Source organism: Bombilactobacillus sp. ESL1094 (assembly GCF_058107425.1).
In genome coordinates, this window is the sequence record NZ_JBYLUM010000001.1 from 1,564,783 (window position 1) to 1,585,754 (window position 20,972).

22 protein-coding genes are annotated in these 20,972 nt (G+C 37.2%); 18 read left to right on the forward strand and 4 right to left on the reverse strand.

Going from position 1 to position 20,972, the window contains the following annotated elements; all coding sequences use genetic code 11:
• The 9 genes from AC3B5S_RS07425 (at position 1) to AC3B5S_RS07465 (ending at position 8,759) form a co-directional block, all read left to right on the forward strand.
• Positions 1–804, forward strand: coding sequence for a cell division protein FtsQ/DivIB (locus AC3B5S_RS07425; protein ID WP_489790296.1), 804 nt, complete (start codon positions 1–3; stop codon positions 802–804).
• A gap of 77 nt (positions 805–881) precedes the next feature.
• Positions 882–2,189: a cell division protein FtsA gene (gene ftsA, locus AC3B5S_RS07430; RefSeq protein WP_489757823.1), complete on the forward strand. Its 1,308-nt coding sequence runs from the start codon at positions 882–884 to the stop codon at positions 2,187–2,189.
• A 35-nt stretch (positions 2,190–2,224) separates the two neighbouring features.
• Complete coding sequence (gene ftsZ / locus AC3B5S_RS07435; protein WP_489769702.1) at positions 2,225–3,424, forward strand: cell division protein FtsZ; 1,200 nt, start codon at positions 2,225–2,227, stop codon at positions 3,422–3,424.
• A gap of 14 nt (positions 3,425–3,438) precedes the next feature.
• Complete coding sequence (locus AC3B5S_RS07440; RefSeq protein WP_489769703.1) at positions 3,439–3,825, forward strand: cell division protein SepF; 387 nt, start codon at positions 3,439–3,441, stop codon at positions 3,823–3,825.
• 17 nt (positions 3,826–3,842) lie between these two features.
• A complete protein-coding gene (locus tag AC3B5S_RS07445) occupies positions 3,843–4,106 on the forward strand; it encodes a YggT family protein (RefSeq protein WP_489757826.1) in 264 nt (87 codons plus the stop codon).
• A complete protein-coding gene (locus tag AC3B5S_RS07450) occupies positions 4,106–4,867 on the forward strand; it encodes a YlmH family RNA-binding protein (protein WP_489769704.1) in 762 nt (253 codons plus the stop codon). Before AC3B5S_RS07445 ends, AC3B5S_RS07450 begins: the two co-directional genes overlap by 1 nt.
• A 29-nt stretch (positions 4,868–4,896) precedes the next feature.
• A complete protein-coding gene (locus AC3B5S_RS07455) occupies positions 4,897–5,562 on the forward strand; it encodes a DivIVA domain-containing protein (RefSeq protein ID WP_489757828.1) in 666 nt (221 codons plus the stop codon).
• Positions 5,563–5,763: 201 nt separating this feature from the next.
• The gene (gene ileS, locus AC3B5S_RS07460) at positions 5,764–8,544 is read left to right on the forward strand and encodes an isoleucine--tRNA ligase (RefSeq protein ID WP_489757829.1); all 2,781 of its coding nucleotides are present in this window, start codon (positions 5,764–5,766) and stop codon (positions 8,542–8,544) included.
• Positions 8,541–8,759 (forward strand): cold-shock protein, encoded by a 219-nt coding sequence (locus tag AC3B5S_RS07465; RefSeq protein ID WP_489790297.1) that lies wholly within the window; start codon positions 8,541–8,543, stop codon positions 8,757–8,759. Before ileS ends, AC3B5S_RS07465 begins: the two co-directional genes overlap by 4 nt.
• A 177-nt stretch (positions 8,760–8,936) precedes the next feature.
• Here AC3B5S_RS07465 and AC3B5S_RS07470 read toward each other — a convergent pair whose 3' ends face one another.
• Entirely contained in the window at positions 8,937–9,575 is a 639-nt protein-coding gene (locus AC3B5S_RS07470; protein ID WP_489757831.1) for a DUF421 domain-containing protein, read from the reverse strand.
• 10 nt (positions 9,576–9,585) lie between these two features.
• Entirely contained in the window at positions 9,586–10,035 is a 450-nt protein-coding gene (locus AC3B5S_RS07475) for a DUF3290 family protein (protein ID WP_489757832.1), read from the reverse strand.
• Positions 10,036–10,122: 87 nt separating this feature from the next.
• Here AC3B5S_RS07475 and AC3B5S_RS07480 point away from each other — a divergent pair, with 87 nt between their 5' ends.
• The 9 genes from AC3B5S_RS07480 (at position 10,123) to recD2 (ending at position 18,229) form a co-directional block, all read left to right on the forward strand.
• Positions 10,123–10,665: an NUDIX hydrolase gene (locus tag AC3B5S_RS07480; RefSeq protein WP_489769705.1), complete on the forward strand. Its 543-nt coding sequence runs from the start codon at positions 10,123–10,125 to the stop codon at positions 10,663–10,665.
• A 5-nt stretch (positions 10,666–10,670) separates the two neighbouring features.
• Positions 10,671–10,844, forward strand: coding sequence for a hypothetical protein (locus tag AC3B5S_RS07485; RefSeq protein ID WP_489757834.1), 174 nt, complete (start codon positions 10,671–10,673; stop codon positions 10,842–10,844).
• Positions 10,845–10,864: 20 nt separating this feature from the next.
• Complete coding sequence (locus AC3B5S_RS07490) at positions 10,865–11,554, forward strand: 5'-methylthioadenosine/adenosylhomocysteine nucleosidase (protein WP_489757835.1); 690 nt, start codon at positions 10,865–10,867, stop codon at positions 11,552–11,554.
• 16 nt (positions 11,555–11,570) lie between these two features.
• Positions 11,571–12,716 carry a cysteine desulfurase family protein gene (locus AC3B5S_RS07495; RefSeq protein WP_489790298.1) on the forward strand — a complete coding sequence of 382 codons (1,146 nt, stop codon included), beginning with the start codon at positions 11,571–11,573 and terminating at the stop codon, positions 12,714–12,716.
• 11 nt (positions 12,717–12,727) lie between these two features.
• Positions 12,728–13,072 carry a cysteine desulfurase gene (locus tag AC3B5S_RS07500; RefSeq protein WP_489757837.1) on the forward strand — a complete coding sequence of 115 codons (345 nt, stop codon included), beginning with the start codon at positions 12,728–12,730 and terminating at the stop codon, positions 13,070–13,072.
• A gap of 14 nt (positions 13,073–13,086) precedes the next feature.
• Complete coding sequence (gene mnmA, locus AC3B5S_RS07505; protein WP_489757838.1) at positions 13,087–14,196, forward strand: tRNA 2-thiouridine(34) synthase MnmA; 1,110 nt, start codon at positions 13,087–13,089, stop codon at positions 14,194–14,196.
• A gap of 304 nt (positions 14,197–14,500) precedes the next feature.
• Positions 14,501–15,163 (forward strand): histidine phosphatase family protein, encoded by a 663-nt coding sequence (locus AC3B5S_RS07510; RefSeq protein WP_489757839.1) that lies wholly within the window; start codon positions 14,501–14,503, stop codon positions 15,161–15,163.
• Positions 15,164–15,179: 16 nt separating this feature from the next.
• Positions 15,180–15,851 (forward strand): tetratricopeptide repeat protein, encoded by a 672-nt coding sequence (locus AC3B5S_RS07515; RefSeq protein ID WP_489790299.1) that lies wholly within the window; start codon positions 15,180–15,182, stop codon positions 15,849–15,851.
• Positions 15,848–18,229, forward strand: a complete 2,382-nt coding sequence (gene recD2 / locus AC3B5S_RS07520) for an SF1B family DNA helicase RecD2 (protein ID WP_489790300.1) — start codon at positions 15,848–15,850, stop codon at positions 18,227–18,229. The genes AC3B5S_RS07515 and recD2 overlap by 4 nt, the downstream gene beginning before the upstream one ends.
• 14 nt (positions 18,230–18,243) lie before the next feature.
• Here the strand turns inward: recD2 and AC3B5S_RS07525 are convergent, their stop codons facing one another.
• On the reverse strand, positions 18,244–19,182 hold the full coding sequence (locus AC3B5S_RS07525; protein WP_489757842.1) for a diacylglycerol/lipid kinase family protein: 939 nt from the start codon (positions 19,180–19,182) through the stop codon (positions 18,244–18,246).
• A gap of 101 nt (positions 19,183–19,283) precedes the next feature.
• A complete protein-coding gene (gene rnjA, locus AC3B5S_RS07530) occupies positions 19,284–20,972 on the reverse strand; it encodes a ribonuclease J1 (protein ID WP_489790301.1) in 1,689 nt (562 codons plus the stop codon).

The window sequence follows — 20,972 nt, forward strand, 5'->3', positions numbered from 1 at the left end:
ATGAAAAAAAATAAGTCCAATGAATTATTACAATTTAAAAATCAATATCATCGCTCACAATCGGAAGCCACTAAGTCGCAGACTTATCACCAGCGGTTGCGCAAAATATTACCCGGAAGTTTAATTATGCTAGGCTTAGTTAGCTTAATCTTAATGATTGGCTATTTATTTTCGCCGTTGGGTCATGTCCAAAAAATTTCAGTTGTGGGAGTTAACTATTTAGGTGCGCAACAAGTAATTGATGCCTCCAGAATTGATAAAAATACGTTAGTGCTGCAGACATTAGTTGAACGTTCCAAAATTGAAAAGCAGATTAGAACCAAAGTGCCTTTAATTAAAAAAATCAGTTATCATTATCAACAATTTAATCAATTAACTTTTACAGTTCAGGAATATCAAACCGTCGGTTTTATTACAAAAAAGCAAGGCTATTATCGTGTTTTGGAGAACCAGCAATTAGTTAATCAAAAGTTGAAACAACCCATTGGTAATTTTCCTGTTTACCAAAACTTGAATACTAAAGTTACGTTAAACCAAGTGGTTAAATTATACCTGTCTTGCTCGCCAAGTTTACGGAGTGATATTTCAGAAATTCACGGTAGTAAAAATACGAAGGAACATCCCTATCGGGTCAACTTATATATGAATGATGGTAATTTGGTCGTAGGGGATATTCGCACTTTAGCTGCTAAACTCAAATATTATCCTGCTATTTCGAAAACTATGTCTAAAAATGGTGTTATTAATTTGGAAGTGGGGGCTTATTCAAAACCTTTTGGTACAGCAGGTCTGAAGGTGGAATAGTTCTAAAAACTTTGGTATCATTAATTTAATAGGTTTATCCATTAGTAAATCTGAAAATGTTGTAGGAGGATCATAGAATGGATGATTCACGAATCATTGTTAGTTTAGACATTGGAACCACGTCAATGAAAGTAGTGGTGGCCAATGTTACAAACTCACAAGCTAATATTATTGGCGTGGGAAGTGCCCATTCGCAAGGAATGAATCGCGGAACGATAGTGGACATTGATCAAGCAGCAATAGCGATTGGTGAAGCCGTAAAAAAAGCTGCCTCGCAATCTAATACTGAAATCAGCGATGTAGTGGTTGGTCTTCCTGCTAATGGTTTACAAATATTTAAAGCACATAGCATGATTGCTTTAAATGAACCTTCTAAAGAGATTACTGCTGCTGATGTGCAAAAAGTAATTACAGCTTCCATGGTCCAAACTTTGACCCCTGAATTAGAATTTGTGGCGCTGTTACCAGATAATTTTTGTGTAGATGGTTTTAAAAATATTAAGGATCCGCGCGGCATGATTGGTAGTCGCTTAGAGTTTAATGGCATTTTATATGCGTTACCGAAATCTATCATTCATAATATGCAGCGTGCAATTCAAAAAGCAGGTTTAAATATTATTTATGAAGTTTTAGCGCCTTTGGCTTTGAGTAAGGTAGCTTTAGATAAAGGTGAGCGTAACTTCGGTGCAGTAATTATTGATTTAGGTGGTGGTCAAACTTCAGCCTCCATTATTCATGATAATAAATTGAAATTTACAGCGATTGATCCAGAAGGCGGTAATTTGGTAGCTCACGATATTTCTGTGGTTTTAAATACAACGTTGGACAATGCTGAAAAGTTACAACATTATTATGGTAATGCTGATGTGGGAGCAGAAATGGCGGAGGAAACCATCCCCGTGGAAGTCGTTGGTCAAGATCAACCGCAAAACATCTCCAGTCAGTACTTAGCTTCGATTATTGCTGCACGGATGCAACAAATTTTTCAACGGTTGCAGCAAGGATTAACTAGTATTCACGCCCAAGATTTACCAGGTGGAGTCATTTTGACGGGTGGTTTGGCTGAAATGGCGGGAGTCAATACTTTAGCACAGCAAATTTTAAAAATGAAAACTAAAACATTTATTCCGGAACAAATGGGATTACGGCATCCGGCTTTTACTGAAGGGCTAGGTTTGGTATTATATGCACAAGGGTTAAATGATTTGGATTTGATTGCTTATAATGTTGTTCATACTTCTAAAGGTATGACAGCAGTTAAAGCAGATACAAATCGTCCTGATTCTTTAGACAATATTAAAACAACGCCAGTCAAAGAAAAATCGCATAAATCAAGAACAACTAGTGAAAAAATTAAAAACTTTTGGAGTCGTTTTTTTGATTAAAAAAGCGTGAGGCAGATCAGGAGGAATTTGTTAGAATGGACAGTTCAATGGACAGGAAAGAAAAAAATTCGGCAGTAATTAAAGTCATTGGTGTTGGTGGTGCCGGTGGTAATGCTGTTAATCGAATGGTTGAAGAAAATATCAAGGGCGTTGATTTTATTGCAGCTAATACTGACATGCAAGCTTTAGATCTTTCACAAGCTAATACTAGGTTGCAATTAGGACCTAAGTTAACACGAGGATTAGGAGCAGGTTCTGATCCAGATATTGGTCAAAAAGCTGCAGAAGAAAGTGAAGATGTGATTTCTGATTTATTAAAAGAATCAGATATGATCTTTATTACTGCTGGTATGGGGGGCGGCACTGGTACGGGGGCAGCCCCAGTGATTGCCCGGGTGGCCAAAGATTCTGGAGCTTTGACGGTTGGTGTTGTTACTAGACCATTTATGTTTGAAGGACCCAAACGTGCGAAGTTTGCTGATCAAGGTATTGAGGAATTAAAGCAACATGTTGATACCTTGGTGATTATTGCTAATAATCGTTTATTAGAGATAGTTGATAAAAAGACGCCGATGAATGAAGCATTACATGTTGCGGATGATGTTTTAAGACAAGGTGTTCAAGGTATTTCAGATTTGATTACTTCGCCCGGTTTTGTGAACTTGGATTTTGCGGATGTCAAAACAGTTATGTCTAATCAAGGCTCAGCCTTAATGGGTATCGGTACAGGCAATGGTGAAAACCGGATTGTGGATGCTACTAAAAAAGCTATTTCTTCACCATTATTGGAAGTATCGATTGATGGCGCACAGCAAGTTTTATTAAATATTACTGGTGGTCCTGATTTATCATTATTTGAGGCGCAAGAAGCAGCAAGTATTGTTTCTGAAGCAGCTACAGAAGACGTTAATATTATTTTTGGAACTTCTATTAATGACAGTTTGGGCGATGAAGTCAAGGTTACGGTGATCGCAACGGGAATTGATGACGAACACCAAAGTTCTAAAAACGCAGCTGTAACTAAAAAGCCGACGCCAACGACTGCAACAGAAGACAATGCAGATCAACAATTGGATGCTTGGGGAGTTGGTAGTGATAATTCTAATCAAAATCACGGTTCAAAGTCTGGAACGAATGACTTTGATATTTTCCGACAATCCAATGTATTAAATGATACGGATAATGAAGACGATGATTCCATGCCTCCTTTTTTAAGACACAATCCTAAGAACTAAGGAGAGATATTAAAATGGCCTTTGAAAAATTAGCTAGTTTTTTTGGTTTAGATGATGATGCTGAGATTCCAACTCAAAAAGAACCAGCAGAACAATCGTCTAAAAATAATAATATTGTGGCGTTAAATGCCCACAAAGTAGCCAAACAAAGTGAAATTCAAATTGCACGGCCACTTTCTTATCCGGATGCTAAAAAAATCACGCAAGAATTGTTAAATCAAAATGCCGTTATTGTTAATTTTCAACAAGTCAATGATGAGCAAATGCGGCGAATTGCTGATTTTTTAACGGGTGCGGTTTATGCCTTAAAGGGTGATATTCGTCAGATTGATGAGCGGGTATTTTTATATACACCTTTGAATTTTCAGATTGATAATATAACGATGGATTTTAATGATTAAGTTGAGGTTAAGTTAACGTGGCCAATTTAATGTCTGGTCTGCCAGTTGTTTTAGTAAATTTGTTAGATCTTTATGAATGGTTGATTGTGATTTGGGCTTTGTTAACTTGGTTGCCCGGAGCTGCCCAATCAAAATTAGGCTTATGGCTGAGAAAATTAGTGGAGCCTTTTTTAGGTATTTTTGATCGGATTATTCCACCGATCTTTGGCCTTAGTTTTTCACCAATTTGGGCTTTTTTAGTCATTGGTTTAGTTAAGCAATTAATAGTACGGTTGTTTTAATGGATTTTAATTCGCAGAATAAGGCAATTTTATTTAAATTACAATCGCTCATGCAAACGGCCATGACAACCTATCAATCACAATTGAGTCCGTTTTTGAATCCTTATGAGCAGCGCTTGGCAAATCAATTATTGACGCAATTTACAGAATTAACTCCATATTGGTCCGGTGGTTTTCAAAGAGCCCAACGGAGAAGATTACTGGTAGTACCGCCTTATATTCCTTTTCAGTCCACGGATTTACAGTTACAATTATTTCAAATTAATTTTAATCATAAATTTATTGATTTACAGCACCACCAAATTTTAGGTAAGCTGCTTAATCTGGGGTTAGACCGGAACAATTTTGGCGATATCATTACTGATGGGACTAATTGGCAATTTGTTTCTGAGACAAATCTTACTGACTTATTAGTCAATGAGGTACACCAAATCGGTAAAAATACGGTTAGGTTGCAGCCAATATCTTGGCAACAGCTATTATTAATTAAAAATGACTATACAATGTTAACTCTGAATGTCCATTCCATGCGCTTAGATCAAATTCTCAGTACGGGTTTTAAACTGAGTCGTCAGAAGGCAAAAGAATTAGTGCAGCGTGGTTTAGTATCCATTAATTGGCAGCATGAAAAACGCAGTGACTATCTTTTGACAATTGGTGATACAATTAGTGTGCGTGGTAAGGGACAATTGAGTATTGTTGATTTACTGGGACAAAATAAGGATTATTGGCAATTGTACGTTCAGCTTTATCAGCATTAAGTTAATTAAAACCAAGGAGGCTCTTTAGTATGACTTTAACTCCCCATGATATTCAAACTCAGGAATTTAAAACACAGTTGCGTGGTTATGATAAAAATGAGGTTGATCATTTTCTGGAACAGATTATCCAAGATTATAGTGAGGAACTTAAGACCAATCATCGTTTAGAGTATGATCTCAAGGATTCCAAGGCTCAAATTGCTTATTTTAATGATTTACAAAATACAGTTAATGAGTCCATTATTATTGCCCAAAATGCTGCTGATCAGGTTAAAAAACAAGCTGATGAACAAGCTCAAACAGTAATTGCCCAAGCGCGAACTAACACTGAAAATATGGTTGATCAAGCAATTCAACAAAGCCGCCAAATTATTCAAGACGCCCAGACTCAGGCGCAAAATTTAGTCACACAAACGCAGACTTTGCAAAAGCAAATGGCTGAAAGTTACCAAGCTTTACAACAAGTTGTAGATGAGCAACAGCATTTATTAAGTTCGCAGTCTTGGCAAGGATTGTTAACTGCGGATGATAATCAAACGTTAGTTGATAATATTCATACAACTGTACAGAATTACTTAAACAAATTGGATCAAGTAGCGGCAGAGATTAAAAATGACGACTATGATGATTTGGTTCCAAAGAAAGATTCGACAAAAGTAGTTGACAAAGCAAATAATAATGTTGATAATCAATAATAAATATTACAAAAGATTCAAGTAACTTCTGATCTTGTCAGCGAATTTGGGATAGTGTAAGCCAAATCAAGCGCTCGAAGTTTACTTTATCAGCTTTTGTTTTACACATCTGTAATTTATATACTTACTTTTTGGGTGGTATAGCGAGTGATTCGTCCTAATTGAGGGACGAATTTTTTTATTTAAGGAGGTTTTTAAACGATGAAAATTAAAGAAACCCTAAATTTAGGTAAAACCGATTTTCCAATGCGTGGTAATTTACCCAAAATGGAGCCCCAGTGGCAAGCAGATTGGGAAGAAAATCAAATTTACCAACGTCGGCAAAAGTTAAATGCCGATTGTCCAACTTTTGTGTTACATGATGGACCACCGTTTGCCAACGGTAATATTCATATGGGCCACGCCATGAATAAAATTACTAAGGATTTTATTGTGCGTTACAAATCAATGGCTGGTTTTCGGGCACCTTATGTTCCTGGATGGGATACACACGGCTTACCAATTGAACAACAGTTGACAAAGCAAGGTGTCAATCGTAAAGAAATGACCTCGGCCCAATATCGCCAATTATGCTATGATTTTGCAATGAAAGAAATAGAAAAACAACGTACGGATTTTAAGCGTTTAGGCGTCAGTGGTGATTGGGATAATCCATATATTACATTGCAACCTAAGTATGAAGCTGAAGAAGTACGGGTTTTTGGTAAAATGGTGGAGCGCGGACTGATTTATCGTGGTAAAAAGCCGGTTTACTGGTCTCCATCTTCTGAGTCAACTTTAGCGGAAGCTGAAGTGGAATATCATGATATTAAATCCCCGTCTTTGTATGTGGCTTTTCCGGTCAAAGATGGTAAGGGTGTAGTAGATGATGATGCGGAATTTTTAGTTTGGACCACAACACCTTGGACGTTACCAGCTAATGAGGCGATTGCCGTTAACCCACGGTTTGAATACTCATTAATTAAATTACCAACAGGCAAAAAATATGTGGTAGCTAGTGACCGAATTGAATACTTGGCACAAACTTTAGAGTGGGATCAATGGCAAGTAATTCGTGAATATAAAGGTTCCGAGTTTGAATATTTAGTGGCCAGTCATCCTTTTTATGATCGTGATTCAGTCTTAATTTTGGGTGATCATGTTACCTTAGATGAAGGAACTGGTTTAGTGCATACGGCTCCTGGTCTTGGTGGCGATGACTTTAATGTCGGAATGAAATACCATTTAGACGTATTATCACCAGTGGATGGTCAAGGACGCTTAACTGATGAAGCACCAGGTTTTGAAGGTGTCTTTTATGACGATGCTAATAAGATGGTCACAAAACTGTTGCAAGAAAAGCAGACATTAGTTAAATTAGACTTCTTTACGCATAGTTATCCGCATGATTGGCGAACCAAAAAGCCAGTGATTTTCCGGTCTACGCCGCAATGGTTTGCTTCCATTGACAAGATGCGGGATGAGATTTTAGATCAAATTGATCAACTAGATTTTCAACCAAGTTGGGGTAAAACTAGACTTTATAATATGATTAAAGATCGTGGTGATTGGGTCATTTCTAGACAGCGGATCTGGGGCGTACCTTTACCAATTTTCTATGCTGAAAATGGTGATGCAATCATGACTCCCGAAACAATTGAACATGTAGCGCAATTGTTTGAACAATATGGTTCCAATGTTTGGTTTGAAAGATCTGCCAAAGAATTGTTACCAGAAGGTTTTAGTTACCCGGGGAGTCCGAATGGCCAATTTACTAAAGAAACAGATATTATGGATGTTTGGTTTGATTCTGGGTCCAGTAATCAAGCAGTTTTGAAAACACGCCCGGACCTACATTTTCCATCAGACTTGTATTTGGAAGGTTCTGATCAATATCGGGGTTGGTTTAATTCTAGTTTAATTACTTCGGTGGCAGTTACGGGTCAAGCACCATATAAAAAGATTTTATCGCAAGGCTTCACCTTAGACGCTAAGGGACGTAAGATGAGTAAGTCATTGGGCAATGTCATTGTTCCTAGTGATGTTGAACGGCAGTTCGGTGCGGAAATCATTCGCTTGTGGGTAGCTTCAGTTGATACCAGTTCAGATGTTCCTGTTTCTATGGATGCCTTTAAACAAACGTCAGATGCGTACCGGAAGATTCGCAATACACTACGTTTTATGTTGGCCAATACCAGTGATTTTGACCCTCAAGTAGATACAGTGGAATATGCTAAGTTAAGTTCAGTTGATCAATATATTCTTGTTAAATTAGATCGCTTAGTTGCTAAGGTTTTGGCCAACTATGATCATTATGATTTTGTCGATATTATTAAACAAGTTAATGAATTTTTGATTAATGATATGTCTGCATTTTATTTAGATTTTGCTAAAGATGTGGTTTATATTGAATCCAAGAATTCGTTAGCCCGGCGACAGATGCAGACGGTTATTTACGAAGCGACAGTTAAGTTAACTAAATTATTGACACCTATTTTGCCACACACAATGGAACAAGTTTGGCTACAATTAAAAGAACCTGAAGATTATGCCCAATTAACACAGATGCCCACGGTTGAAAACTATGACAATGCTGAACAGATTTTGACTGATTGGCAAGAATTTATGGACTTTCGCACCGATGTTTTGAAGTCATTAGAAAATTTACGTGATCAAAAATTGATTGGTAAATCGATGGAAGCCGCAGTAACTATCTATCCTAATGATCATTTAAGACAACTTTTGACCAAATTAAAGGTTAATGTTGGACAATTATTGATTGTTTCGCAATTTAATATTTCTGACCAACCGTTAACTCAAGCTGATGAATATGATGATGTGCAGGTTAAAGTTACTCCTGCTAGTGGTCAAGTTTGTGAACGGTGTCGCATGACTAAGGAAGATGTTGGTCAAGACAAACAGTTAGCAATGTTATGTGCCCGTTGTGCACAAATTGTCCGTCAAGATTATCCAGAAGCTGTAGTAGAAGGATTGGAAAAATGATTACCGGAACAGTAGATTGGTTTGATGATAAAAAGGGGATTGGCGAGATTATTACTGCGAAAACGCAGCAAAGGGTATTTGTATATTTTACAGCTATCAGTGGTACGGGGTTTAAAACCTTAACCGCAGGCCAAAAAGTTTATTTTGAAAGGGCGCAAGGATTTAAAGGTCCACAAGCGGTTAATGTCCACGTGCAACCGTCAGTCACAGATTAAATACAAATAAAAATGCTCTATGGCAGTTTTAGCTGCTATAGAGCATTTTTAGAGATGATCAGTCAGCATGGTGAGTTAATTACTAACTAAAAAGAAAATCTTACAGTATAATGGTAATGTTATTTGACTAATTTTCAAAAAAATAAACAATTAATCAAAAGTTATGTTTAGCAGAACTTAATGTTGAATACCGTAAGGAAAGATGCGCAGTCCTTCGTGGTCCACCATGGCGATATAAATGTCGGAAATTTGATAGCCTTGTTGGTTTAACTGGTCGGTGACCCATTGTTCAGTGTGATTAGTGTATTCCAAACCGAGTTGATCAAGTTGTCCATCCATAATGACCGGAAATTGATACTTGAGATCTTTTTTAACGGTAAAACTAATTTGACCATTTTGTTCCCAAACGGCTTTATCAATATCGTTCAAATCATTGATACCAGCTTGACGTAACTTGAAAGCTAAGTCATGCGCGGATAGCCCCGCTTTGGCAGTTCTTTCAGATAAAATTTTGCCATTCGAAATAATAATTGTGGGTTCGCCGTCTACAAAATGTTTAATTAAGTGATTATGATTGGTTAAAAATTTCATCGTAAAGACCACCAAGGTCCAGATTAGCAAAACAATGAAAAATTGTAATAACGTAATTTCAGAGTTATATAAAACGCCACCAATAATTCCGCCTAAGACAAAATTTTGCATTTGATCAATCACGTTACTAGGAGCTAAATTGGATTTACCTAATAGATTAATTTGAATAATCATGGCAAAAAATCCCATAATGAGTTTAATAAAAGTTTGCCAATAAAAAGTCATTTGTTACCTCCTAGTGGTTAATAATGTGAATTTTCGGATTAGTTAAGTGAACGCGAACTAATTCAAAACTGGAATTGTCATTATTTAAATTGACTTTCATAATTTTAGAATTAATTTTGATTAACATACCGTTAGTTAGAATTGTTGAATTAGAATAAATGTGCTTAACTGGAATATGTTGATTGAGACTAACTTGTTTGATCAAGCTGGCAACTTGACTATTACCATTGGCAGAGTTGCGGTTTTGTTGCCAATTATCATATTGGATAGTTAATGTTAGTAGCAGAGCTAAAATCGTGATAATAGTCAATTCACGGTACTTGCCATCATCGCGATGACTCAAAAAAAGTAATAATGATATGATGACAATAGTCAGTAAAATAACATTAATCAATAAGATAATATTGTTGACGTGGCTAGGTTGTTGCGTTAGGTAATGATAAGTATAAAAGTTAGACAAACTAGACCCCCCATTCTCTAACGCTGATTATAGCAAGAAAATTCGAATTAATAGGGATTAACGCATTATTTTAAACGGAGGGCTAAATTGGACTTCACGGAAAAGAAATTAAGTACTAAGCAAATTTTTTCAGGACGGGTGATTGATGTCGCTGTAGAGACCGTGCTGTTACCTAATCAGAAACAAGCGACGCGAGAAATTGTTCATCATCACGGAGCTGTTGGGATTTTAACGGTGATTGATCAACAAATTTTATTGGTGAAGCAATGGCGGGAACCACTCCGACAATTGACTTTAGAAATTCCAGCCGGTAAAGTGGAACCTGATTGTGTTGATCTCAAAAGTGAAGCTTTACGAGAATTGAACGAGGAAACTGGCTATACTTGTTCAAAGTTACAATTTTTGACGGGTTTTTATTCTACGCCGGGCTTTAGTGACGAATATATAACTTTATATTATGCGCCAGCGGTCCAACCAGTAGCGCACAAGCGACCGCTAGATCCGGATGAATTTTTATCAATTGAATTATTGACGTTAACTCAAGCCCAAAATCAAATTCAACAAGGGTTAATTTGTGATGCTAAAACGATATTAGCCATCATGTTTTGGCAACAATTAATGGGAGCTTAATTGAGATGAAAGAAACTACAGATTTAGATCAACAAGATACAACATCTGAGACCGTTCCAACTTGGAGCCGCTTTGATCCGCAAGCTAAGTCTAGTCGGTTAAAACAATGGTTGAATCGGTGCATTATAATAGTTGGCTTGTTAATTGTGTTAGTTTATTTAATTTTATTTTTTGTTTAACTTAATAGGAGGAATGAAGTATGAAAATTGGTGTTATTGTAGCAATGGCTGAAGAAATGGGTGTTTTAACTAATTCTTTGTCTAATAAAACGGTGGAAAAAATTGCCGGAATCGAGTTAATAGTTGGCTGTTACCAAAAACACCAAGTAGTGGTGGCACAAAGTGGTATTGGCAAAGTACAAGCGGGGATGGTTACGACCATCTTATGTAATAATTACCAACCAGATGTGCTAATTAATACTGGTTCAGCTGGCGGAATTGGTTCAGGCTTAAGTGTGGGTGATGTTGTGGTTTCTAAGCAGGTTGCTTATCATGATGTGGATGTAACGGCCTCTGATTATCCGAAGGGACAGCTGCCACAACAACCGCTTTATTTCCAAGCTGATTCTAAATTGGTTCAGCAAGTAGTGGACGCCGGACAAATGGTTGGGCAAACTAGCCGTGTGGGCTTGATTGTTTCAGGTGATCAATTTATTGGTAGTCAGCAGCAAAAGGATCAAATTTTACAAGATTTTCCGGATGCTTTAACTGTAGAAATGGAAGGTGCAGCCGTCGGACAAGTGGCTACACAATTTAAAATTCCATTTGTCATCATTCGAGCAATGAGTGATGTTGGTGATGATCAAGCCAATGTTTCCTTTGATGAATTTGTCCAAGATGCGGGTCAACGTTCAGTACAGATGTTATTAAACTTTATGGATCATAATTAAGAAGGTAATAATAATCATGGAGCATGTTTATTTAGATAACGCCGCGACGACGCGGTTGGCGCCGGCAGTTGTGACTACTATGGAACAACAATTAGCTAATAATTTTGGTAATGCCTCTACACCTAATTTTTACGGCCGCCAAGCACGAGCAGTTTTGGATGATACCCGAACGGTAATTGCTCAAAGTATTAATGCGCAACCGAGTGAAATTACGTTTAATAGTGGTGGTTCCGAAGGTGACAATACTGCGATTATTATGGCTGCGTTGAGCCAGCAACAGTTGGGTAAGCATATTATTACGACAGCAATTGAGCATGAAGCCGTTTTAAAATCTATGGCTTATTTAGAGCAAAAAGGTTTTGAAGTTACTTATTTACCAGTCGACGAATTTGGCCGGATTAGTTTAACTGATTTTCGGCAAGCCTTACGCCCTGACACGATTTTGGTGTCTATTATGACCGTTAATAATGAAGTGGGGACACAAAACCCAATTGCAGAAATTGGTCAAATTCTCAAATCACACCAAGCTTTGTTTCATACAGATGCGGTACAAGCTTACGGCCATCAAACTTTGGATGTACAGCAATTAAATGTCGATTTATTAACTACTTCGGCTCATAAATTGAATGGACCTAAAATGTTGGGCTTTCTGTATGAACGAACTGGTGTCAATTTACCGTCTTTGATTCATGGTGGTGATCAAGAAAACAAAAAGCGGGCTGGTACGGAAAATATTCCTGCGATTGCTGGTTTACAAACTGCTGTGCAATTTCACGATAGTCAACAAATTCAGCAGGATCGAGAGCGTTTTACGGGCTATAAACAGTTAATCATTGATCAATTAACAGCACACAAGGTTGATTTTGCAGTTAACGGCCCCAAAATAACGGCAAGTGCGCCCAATATTTTGAATTTATGGTTGAAAGGCTGGGCAACTTCGGTTTTACAAATTAAATTGGACCTAGCAGGGGTCGTTATTTCGGGTGGCTCTGCTTGTACGGCGGGGAGTTTGGAACCGTCGCATGTGTTAACTGCAATGTTTGGCCCAACTAGTGACCGTGTTAATGAATCGATTAGGATTAGTTTTGACACTTTTACAACTAAAAGTGATATACTCAAACTTACTGATAATTTAATTCAAATTGTTCGTGAAAAAATTTAGGAGGTGGTTAAATGCCAATGTTAGCTCAAGTAACTGGTGATTCAGATCAGTATCAAGTTCATCCTCAGATTAAAGTGTATGCTCTGCAAGATATTGGCTTTACTAAATCAAGCCAAGGAAATTTTTCATGGGAACAACCACTGAGTGCGCTGTCGCCATACCAGGCTGCTTATGTGTTAAAAGTTAAAATTAAACGGGATTTAAAAACTTTGAATCTGGCAGTGACGGATAGTAGTGGTTTGCAAAAAATTAATATTTTTAAATTGAAAGATAATGAAGAATTGCTGGAGCAGTATCATTATGCGTTAGATAATTTGCTTCAACGACAGATTATACAAAAAGTAAATAATAGTTAGAAAAGGTGAATTGATTGGCAAAAAAGCGTGTAGTTGTAGGTATGAGTGGTGGAGTTGATTCTTCCGTCTCAGCTTTATTGTTAAAGCAACAAGGTTATGATGTCGTCGGAGTGTTTATGAAAAACTGGGATGAAAGTGATGATTCCGGAGTTTGTACAGCGACCGAAGATTATGAAGACGTGGCTAAGGTAGCTAATCAAATTGGGATTCCGTATTATTCTGTGAACTTTGAAAAAGAATATTGGGATCGGGTTTTTGAATATTTTTTGGCTGAATATAAACTCGGTCGGACACCAAATCCTGATGTAATGTGTAATAAAGAAATTAAATTTAAAGCATTTTTGGATTATGCGCTGCAGTTGGATGCTGATTACATTGCAATGGGGCACTATGCTCAATTACAACGTGATGAATCCGGATTAATTCATATGTTGCGGGGAGCTGATCCTAATAAAGATCAGACTTATTTTTTAAGTACAGTGGCTCAGGATCAATTACAAAATGCCTTATTCCCGATTGGTCATTTACAAAAATCGCAAGTTCGGCAAATTGCCGAAGAAGCTGGCTTAGCAACTGCTAAAAAGAAAGATTCTACTGGTGTTTGCTTTATTGGTGAGCGTAATTTTAAGCAATTTTTAAGTGAGTTTTTACCAGCTCAAAGTGGCCGTATGTTGACTCCTGATGGTCAAGAAGTTGGGACACATTCTGGCCTGATGTATTATACAATTGGTCAGCGCTCAGGTTTAGGTTTGGGCGGTAATGGTCAGTCTAATGAGCCGTGGTTTGTTGTGGGCAAAGATTTACAGCAGAATATTTTGTATGTAGATCAAGGTTATGATAATCCTTTATTGTATGCGGATAGTTTAGAGGCAACCGATGCATCTTTTATTCGACCAGTAGATCTAACACAACCATTGCATTGTAGTGCTAAGTTCCGTTATCGTCAGGCTGATACTGATGTCGTGGTCACCAAAACAGCGACGGGTCTAACAGTTGATTTTGCACAACCTGTGCGGGCCATTACTCCTGGTCAAGAAGTAGTTTTTTATGACGGAGCAGAATGCTTAGGTGGTGCGACGATTAATCGGGCTTATAGTAAGCAACAACAATTGCAGTATGTTTAAGTTCAGATTTACTTGCTAAAATTTAGAATTTAATTGAGATTGGAACCAAAGTGTCTGGCCATTAGCGAAGCGGTTTAAATTTGAAAGTCTGGACTGAGACTTTCAAAATTTAATGCCGTGAAATGTTAATGAAGGACTTTTGTCAGACTAATTGTTCGTTGCGCTGATGAACAACGATCGTTAATCTGATGGTTCCAATCTCTTTTTATTTACCATGAAAATCATTTGAACTTGAATAATTTAGTTGAATCAACGATAATATTAAGCATTAGTAAGGTAATTTGGGATTAGGGAGTTTGAGATTATGACTAAATTTTATTTTGTGAGACATGGTAAGACACAATGGAATTCTGAGGGGCGTTATCAAGGAGCAAAGGGTGATTCACCTTTACTAGAATCAAGTTATCGCGATATCAGTTTATTAGCACAACACTTATCCGACCAAAAGATTGATCATATTTATTCAAGTCCGATTAAAAGAGCATACATAACAGCCACTACTTTGGCTCAAGATTTGGGTGGGAGTATTCCGGTGACAACGACGGCGGCTTTGAAAGAGTTTGATTTGGGTCTGTTAGAAGGACAAAAATTTAGTTCAGCAGAACAAAAATATCCGCAATTAATTTGGGCTTTTCGCAACGATCCCAGTCAATATGATCCGCGCCTAATCAACGGTGAGACTTTTACGCAAGTTATTGCCCGAGCTGATCAATTTATTAAAGATTTAGCCCAACAAGATGTTCAAGGTGATCAAACTTATTTGTTAGTCAGTCATGGGGCGGCCTTAGTAGCAATGATTAAAGCTTTGTTAGGCGTATCATTAAAAGATATGCGCAAAGAAGGCGGCATGTCTAATACCGGTTTAACCACTTTAGCAACGCAAGATTATGGACAAACCTTTGATTTAATTAAGTGGAATGATACGAGTTATTTACATCGTAACTTAGATCAGACAGATACTATTTAAAAATGGAGTTGACGAAATGAATCAACAAGCAGCTAAATTATTTCAAGCAGGTCACAAGCAAGCAGCAGTTGAATTGTTAGCTAAAGCATTGCAAACTGACTGGACACATTTAACTTGGTTCTTACAGTTAGCAAGTTATTTAGTAGCGGGTGGTGATTTAGCTGAAGCAGAAGAGCTGTTATTAAAAGCTAAACAATTATTTCCCAATGCCCAAGAAATTGATTATAATTTGGCTGTGATTTATTACCAAGCGGGCAAATTAGACCGCGCCAAAGCTTTATTAATGACAATTAAGCAACCTGATTTGTTAAGTGATGCGTATTATTTATTAGCTCAAACAGCACAAAAGAATAATCAATTACAGCAGGCTTTAGTCTATGCTTTAACAGCGTTAGATCACAATAAGCAGGTGGTTGCTAATTTTTTGTTGGTGGGGGACTTATTAATACAATTACAACAATTTCAACAGGCGCAAACTTATTATCAACAAGCATTACAATTGAAGCCACAAGCGGAGAGTTATTTTAAATTGGCGTTGTGTGAAATGGTCAATGGTGATCGTCATTTTTCACAACATTTTCAACAAGCACAACAATTAGATCCTGCCTATGTAAAGCAGCATCAGCAGCAATTAGCGGAGATTGAACGTTACGTACAAGCACAGCAGAAAGATGATCAAGATAAATGAGTGAAGACTATGTAGTTGGCGCTGTTCAAGCGGTTTTTTTTGAAAAACCTGAAGACTTTTTTAAAATTATGCTCATCAAAGTTCAAGAAACTTCTTTTGCTTGGTCCGACAGTGAAATTGTTGTAACAGGTACCTTTGCAGAATTGACAGCGGAGCAAAATTATCGCTTCTTTGGACAATTAGTAACCCATCCTAAATATGGGCAACAGTTAAAGTGTGAACGCTATCAAAAGGAAACACCTAATGGTTCGAAAGCATTAATTGAATATTTTTCTGGTGAACAATTTCCAGGGATTGGTAAAAAAACAGCTGAAAAAATTGTTGATTTACTAGGTGATCAAGCTATTCAAGTCATTATTAATAATCCAGAAGTAGTACAACAGTTGCCGTTAAGTGCGGCTAAAAAAAAGCTCTTGCTTGATGTTTTGCAGGAATCTTATCAAACGGAAGAAATTATTTTACAATTAAATCAGCTGGGGTTTGGTAATAAATTATCATTTAAAATTTATCATCGTTATCAAGAGGAAACCTTGGATATTTTGCATCAAAATCCGTACCGGTTAATTGATGATATTAAAGGCGTTGGTTTTCGTCGCGCTGATCAGTTAGCACGGACTTTTGGTCTGGCAGCTGATGATCCGAAACGTATTCAAGCGGCGGTCATTCAAACGCTGCAAACAAATGTTAATACGACGGGCAATACTTATTGTTTACAAACAGAGTTAATTAATGGGACGTTACAATTAATTAATATTGCTAATTTGACTCCAGTTACACAATCGTCCATCATAACGGCTTTGAAAGCTTTAATTCAGCAAGGGCGTATTTGTGTTGAAGCGCCAGAGCGGTACTTTTTAAAATCTTTATACGAACAAGAATGGTCGATTGCTCAGCAATTAAAGTTATTACAGTCACAGTTTGTCCCGGAGAATTTGTCTGCTAAAAAATTAGCGGCAGTGTTACAGCAAATTGAACAACAGTTGCATATTAGTTATGATGACAATCAAAAACAAGCAATATATCAAGGACTAACGAATGCTGTTGTCTTATTAACGGGGGGCCCCGGTACTGGAAAAACTACGATTATTAATGGCTTAGTCAATGCTTTTGCTCAAGTTCATCATTGTTCGTTAGATCCTGATGATTATCAAGACAAGCCTTTTCCCATTGTGTTAGCGGCGCCGACTGGTCGCGCAGCCAAACATCTGATGCAAAATACGGGTTTGCCAGCTGGAACGATCCATCGTTTACTAGGTTTGACTGGTCAAGAAGATCCGACAGAAATTACAGTGAATGAAATTCAAGGTCAATTGCTAATTATTGATGAAGTTTCGATGGTAGATACGGAGTTATTTGATTTACTAATTCAAGCGGTGCCCGCGGGAATGCAAGTGGTCTTAGTTGGTGATCGTGATCAATTACCGTCGGTTGGACCAGGACAAGTGTTTTCGGATTTAATTGCTAGTCAAGTTTTTGCAACAGTTTGTTTAACCAAAATTTATCGCCAAAATCAAGATTCAACGATTATTGAATTAGCACATCAAATTAATCAAGGACAAGTTACTGAACAATTATTTCAAAATTTTGCCGATCGCAGTTTTATTAATTGTGACGCGTATCAGGTGGCGCATGTTTTACAGCAAATCGTTTTAAGGAGTCAGCAAAAAGGCTTTGATTTGAGTAATATTCAGATTTTAGCACCTATGTATCGCGGAGCAGCGGGAATCGATCATTTAAATCAGGTGATGCAAGAAACATTGAATCCGTTAACGCCAGACAGTAAAGTTATTCACTTTGGCAAAATTGAATACCGGATTGGCGATAAGGTAGTTCAATTAGTTAATAATGTTGAAAAAAATGTTTTTAATGGCGAAACAGGATTGGTAACAGGAATTACTTTAGCCAAAGATAATCCCAACAAAAAACAGGGCGATTTAATTCATTTAAATTTTGATGGTCGTGAAATTTCTTATGCACGGGCTGATCTTAATAATATTACTTTGGCGTATTGTACCTCAATTCATAAAGCTCAAGGTAGTGAATTTGATTTGGTCATTGTGGTTTTAGTACAACAGCAATCGCGCATGTTGAAAAGAAACTTATTATACACAGCAGTTACACGGGCTAAGTCCAAGTTAATTCTGCTGGGCAATCAAAGTGCTTATCGGCAAGCCATTGCTGATCAGTCCAGTCAACGGCAAACTTGTTTAGCAGCGCGTTTGCAGGAAGTTTTTGCATTAAAAAAACCAGTAACTACTACGTCAGAAGTTACTGATCCAAAAACACAAACGTTAACTTTAAAAATGATTTTAGAACAACAAATTGACCCATTAATTGGGCTAAATGGATTAAAACCGACAGATTTTTTAAAAAATTAAGTAACACGAAATGATTATAACCAAAAGTTTTGTTCAGCACAATTGATGTCTAAGTCTAAGATATGCTCTTTGACTAATTCACCATCCACTTGGATGAATTGCTGAGAATTTATTTGCAGGTGTGCTTTTTGAAGAATAAAGTGGTGCACAGCTGGGTTTTGTAAGTGATCCCCTGTTAGAAAAACTTGTTTAACTAGTTTAAAGAGCGCTTTCCAGGAATGCGCCTGAGCCGTGGCTAAACTTAATTTTTTTTCTTGCAGATTTGCAGGGGGGATTAAGGGAACACCGCCGCCAAAATAAGGTTGATTAGCTAACACGCACAAAAAAATATTGTTTAAAGTGATAGATTGATTGTTAAATGTTAATTTAACCGAAAAAGTAGGACGCTTGAAAGCCTTGAAAATTTGGGAAACATAGATTAATTTACTTAAGTGGAGCTGATTAAATCGTTTTTTCCAAGGTGAAGTTAAGGTCAGTTGAATAATATTGGCATCAAAACCAATGCCAAAGTTATTAATAAAGAATAGTTTTTGCTGGTGATAAGTAACCTGACCTAAATTTAATGCTTTGCTGGTGGGCTGGTGACAAAGATTTTGTAAAATTTGTTTTTCATGATGCGGTTTGTAATTCAACGCGCGCGCAAAATCATTACCTGAACCAGCAGGTAAATAGGCGAGTGGTGTGTTGGGCCTATTAGACTGCTTGACACCATTAATGGCTTGATTTAAAGTTCCATCACCACCAATAATAATAATTTTTTGTTGTGATTGTAAGCGCCGATTGATTAAATTTTTAACTAATGTCTGTGCTCCTTGTGGTGGTGTGGTGAATACTTGATAGCTTTGACGCAATTGGTTTAAGTATTTGGTCGATCTTTTTAGACAATATTTAGCGTGATTGCTAGCAGCGTGTAGATTAACCACTATAAAAAAGTTTACACGGCTGTTGTCCATAAGCAACTCCCTTTCTAGTTTAATAAGTGATAGTCTTATTTTAGCAGACAAAAAGCTGAGAAGAAAAAACTTCTCAGCTTTTTTATGATTTTTGAATTTTTTTAAACTTCGACGGAAACAATCATCGGTAAAATGACTGGATGTCTTTCGGTTCGACGATACAAAAATTCTTGTAAATTATCAATAATATCCTGCTTTAAAGTTGCTTCGGAAAGATTTTGTTTGTTATCTAAGTGAGTTTTAATTGTGTGGAAAACATGCTTTTGTGCTTGATTGATTAAAGTACCAGATTCGCGCATATAAACAAATCCGCGCGAGAGAATGTCGGGTCCTGATAAAACGAGCCCTTTTTGATAATCAATAGTAGCTACCACAATTACCAAACCTTCCTCGGACAATATTTGACGGTCTTGGATAATTTTATTACTAATATTACCAATTCCATTTCCATCAATATAAACGTCGCCAGCAGGAACATGATCAGCTTTACGTGCTGAGTCTTTGGTTAACGCCAAGACATCACCATTTTCAAAAATAAAAGTATTTTCTTTGGGGACGTCACATAATTGTGCTAATTCGGTGTGAATCTTGAGCATGCGGTATTCACCATGAATGGGCATAAAATATTTCGGCTTGATTAAGCGCAACATTAATTTTTGTTCTTCTTGACCACCGTGACCAGAAGCGTGAATGTTATTAACTTTGCCATGAATAACATTGGCGCCAGCTTCTTCTAATTCGTTGATTAAATGGTTTACACTAATCGTATTACCCGGAATGGGATTGGACGAAAAGATCACTGTGTCATTAGGCTGAATCGAAATTTGGCGATGAGTGCCATTTGCAATTCGACTCAAAGCAGCCATGGGTTCACCTTGAGAGCCTGTGCATAATAACATGACTTTATTAGCCGGTAATTTACTAATTTCTGCGGAGTCTAATAATTCACTATCCGGGATATCTAAATAACCTAACTCTCGTCCATTAACGATGGCTTGTTCCATACTGCGTCCAAAAACTGCGACTTTCCGTCCATTTTTCATGGCAGCATCGACTGCTTGAGAAACTCGATACAGGTTGGAAGCAAAAGTGGCGAAAATAATTCGACCATCAATGCGTTCAACAATTTGGTGAATCGTATTACCTACAAAGCGTTCAGATTTAGAAAAAGTAGGAATTTCCGCATTAGTACTATCAGATAGTAGTAGTAAAACACCTTCAGATCCTAACTTAGCCATTTTTTGTAAATTAGGAGCTGGTTGGTTACCTACGGGTGTCAAATCAAATTTGTAATCTCCCGTTTGGACAATAGTTCCTTGCGGTGTATGAACAGCAATGCCTAACGTGTCTGGAATTGAGTGCGTGGTTCTAAAAAATTCGACACTCAATTTATCAAAGGAAACAACATCATCTTCTTGAAGAACATGCATTTCAGTAGAATTTAGTAAGCCATGTTCTTCTAGCTTCCCCTTAATTAAAGCCGTAGCGAGCGGACCCGCATAAATAGGAACATTTGGAACTTTTTGTAAAAAGTAAGGAATACCACCAATATGATCTTCATGACCATGAGTAATAAATAAACCCTTGATTTTTGCACGATTGTCAATTAAATATTGATAATCAGAGATAACATAATCAATTCCTAAAAGTTCATCTTCAGGAAATTTAATACCAGCATCTACGACAACAATCTCATCTTGATACTGAATAACGTACATATTTTTACCAATTTCGCCGAGACCACCAATGGCAAAAACTGCAACTTCATTTTGCTTAATATTCAAATTCAT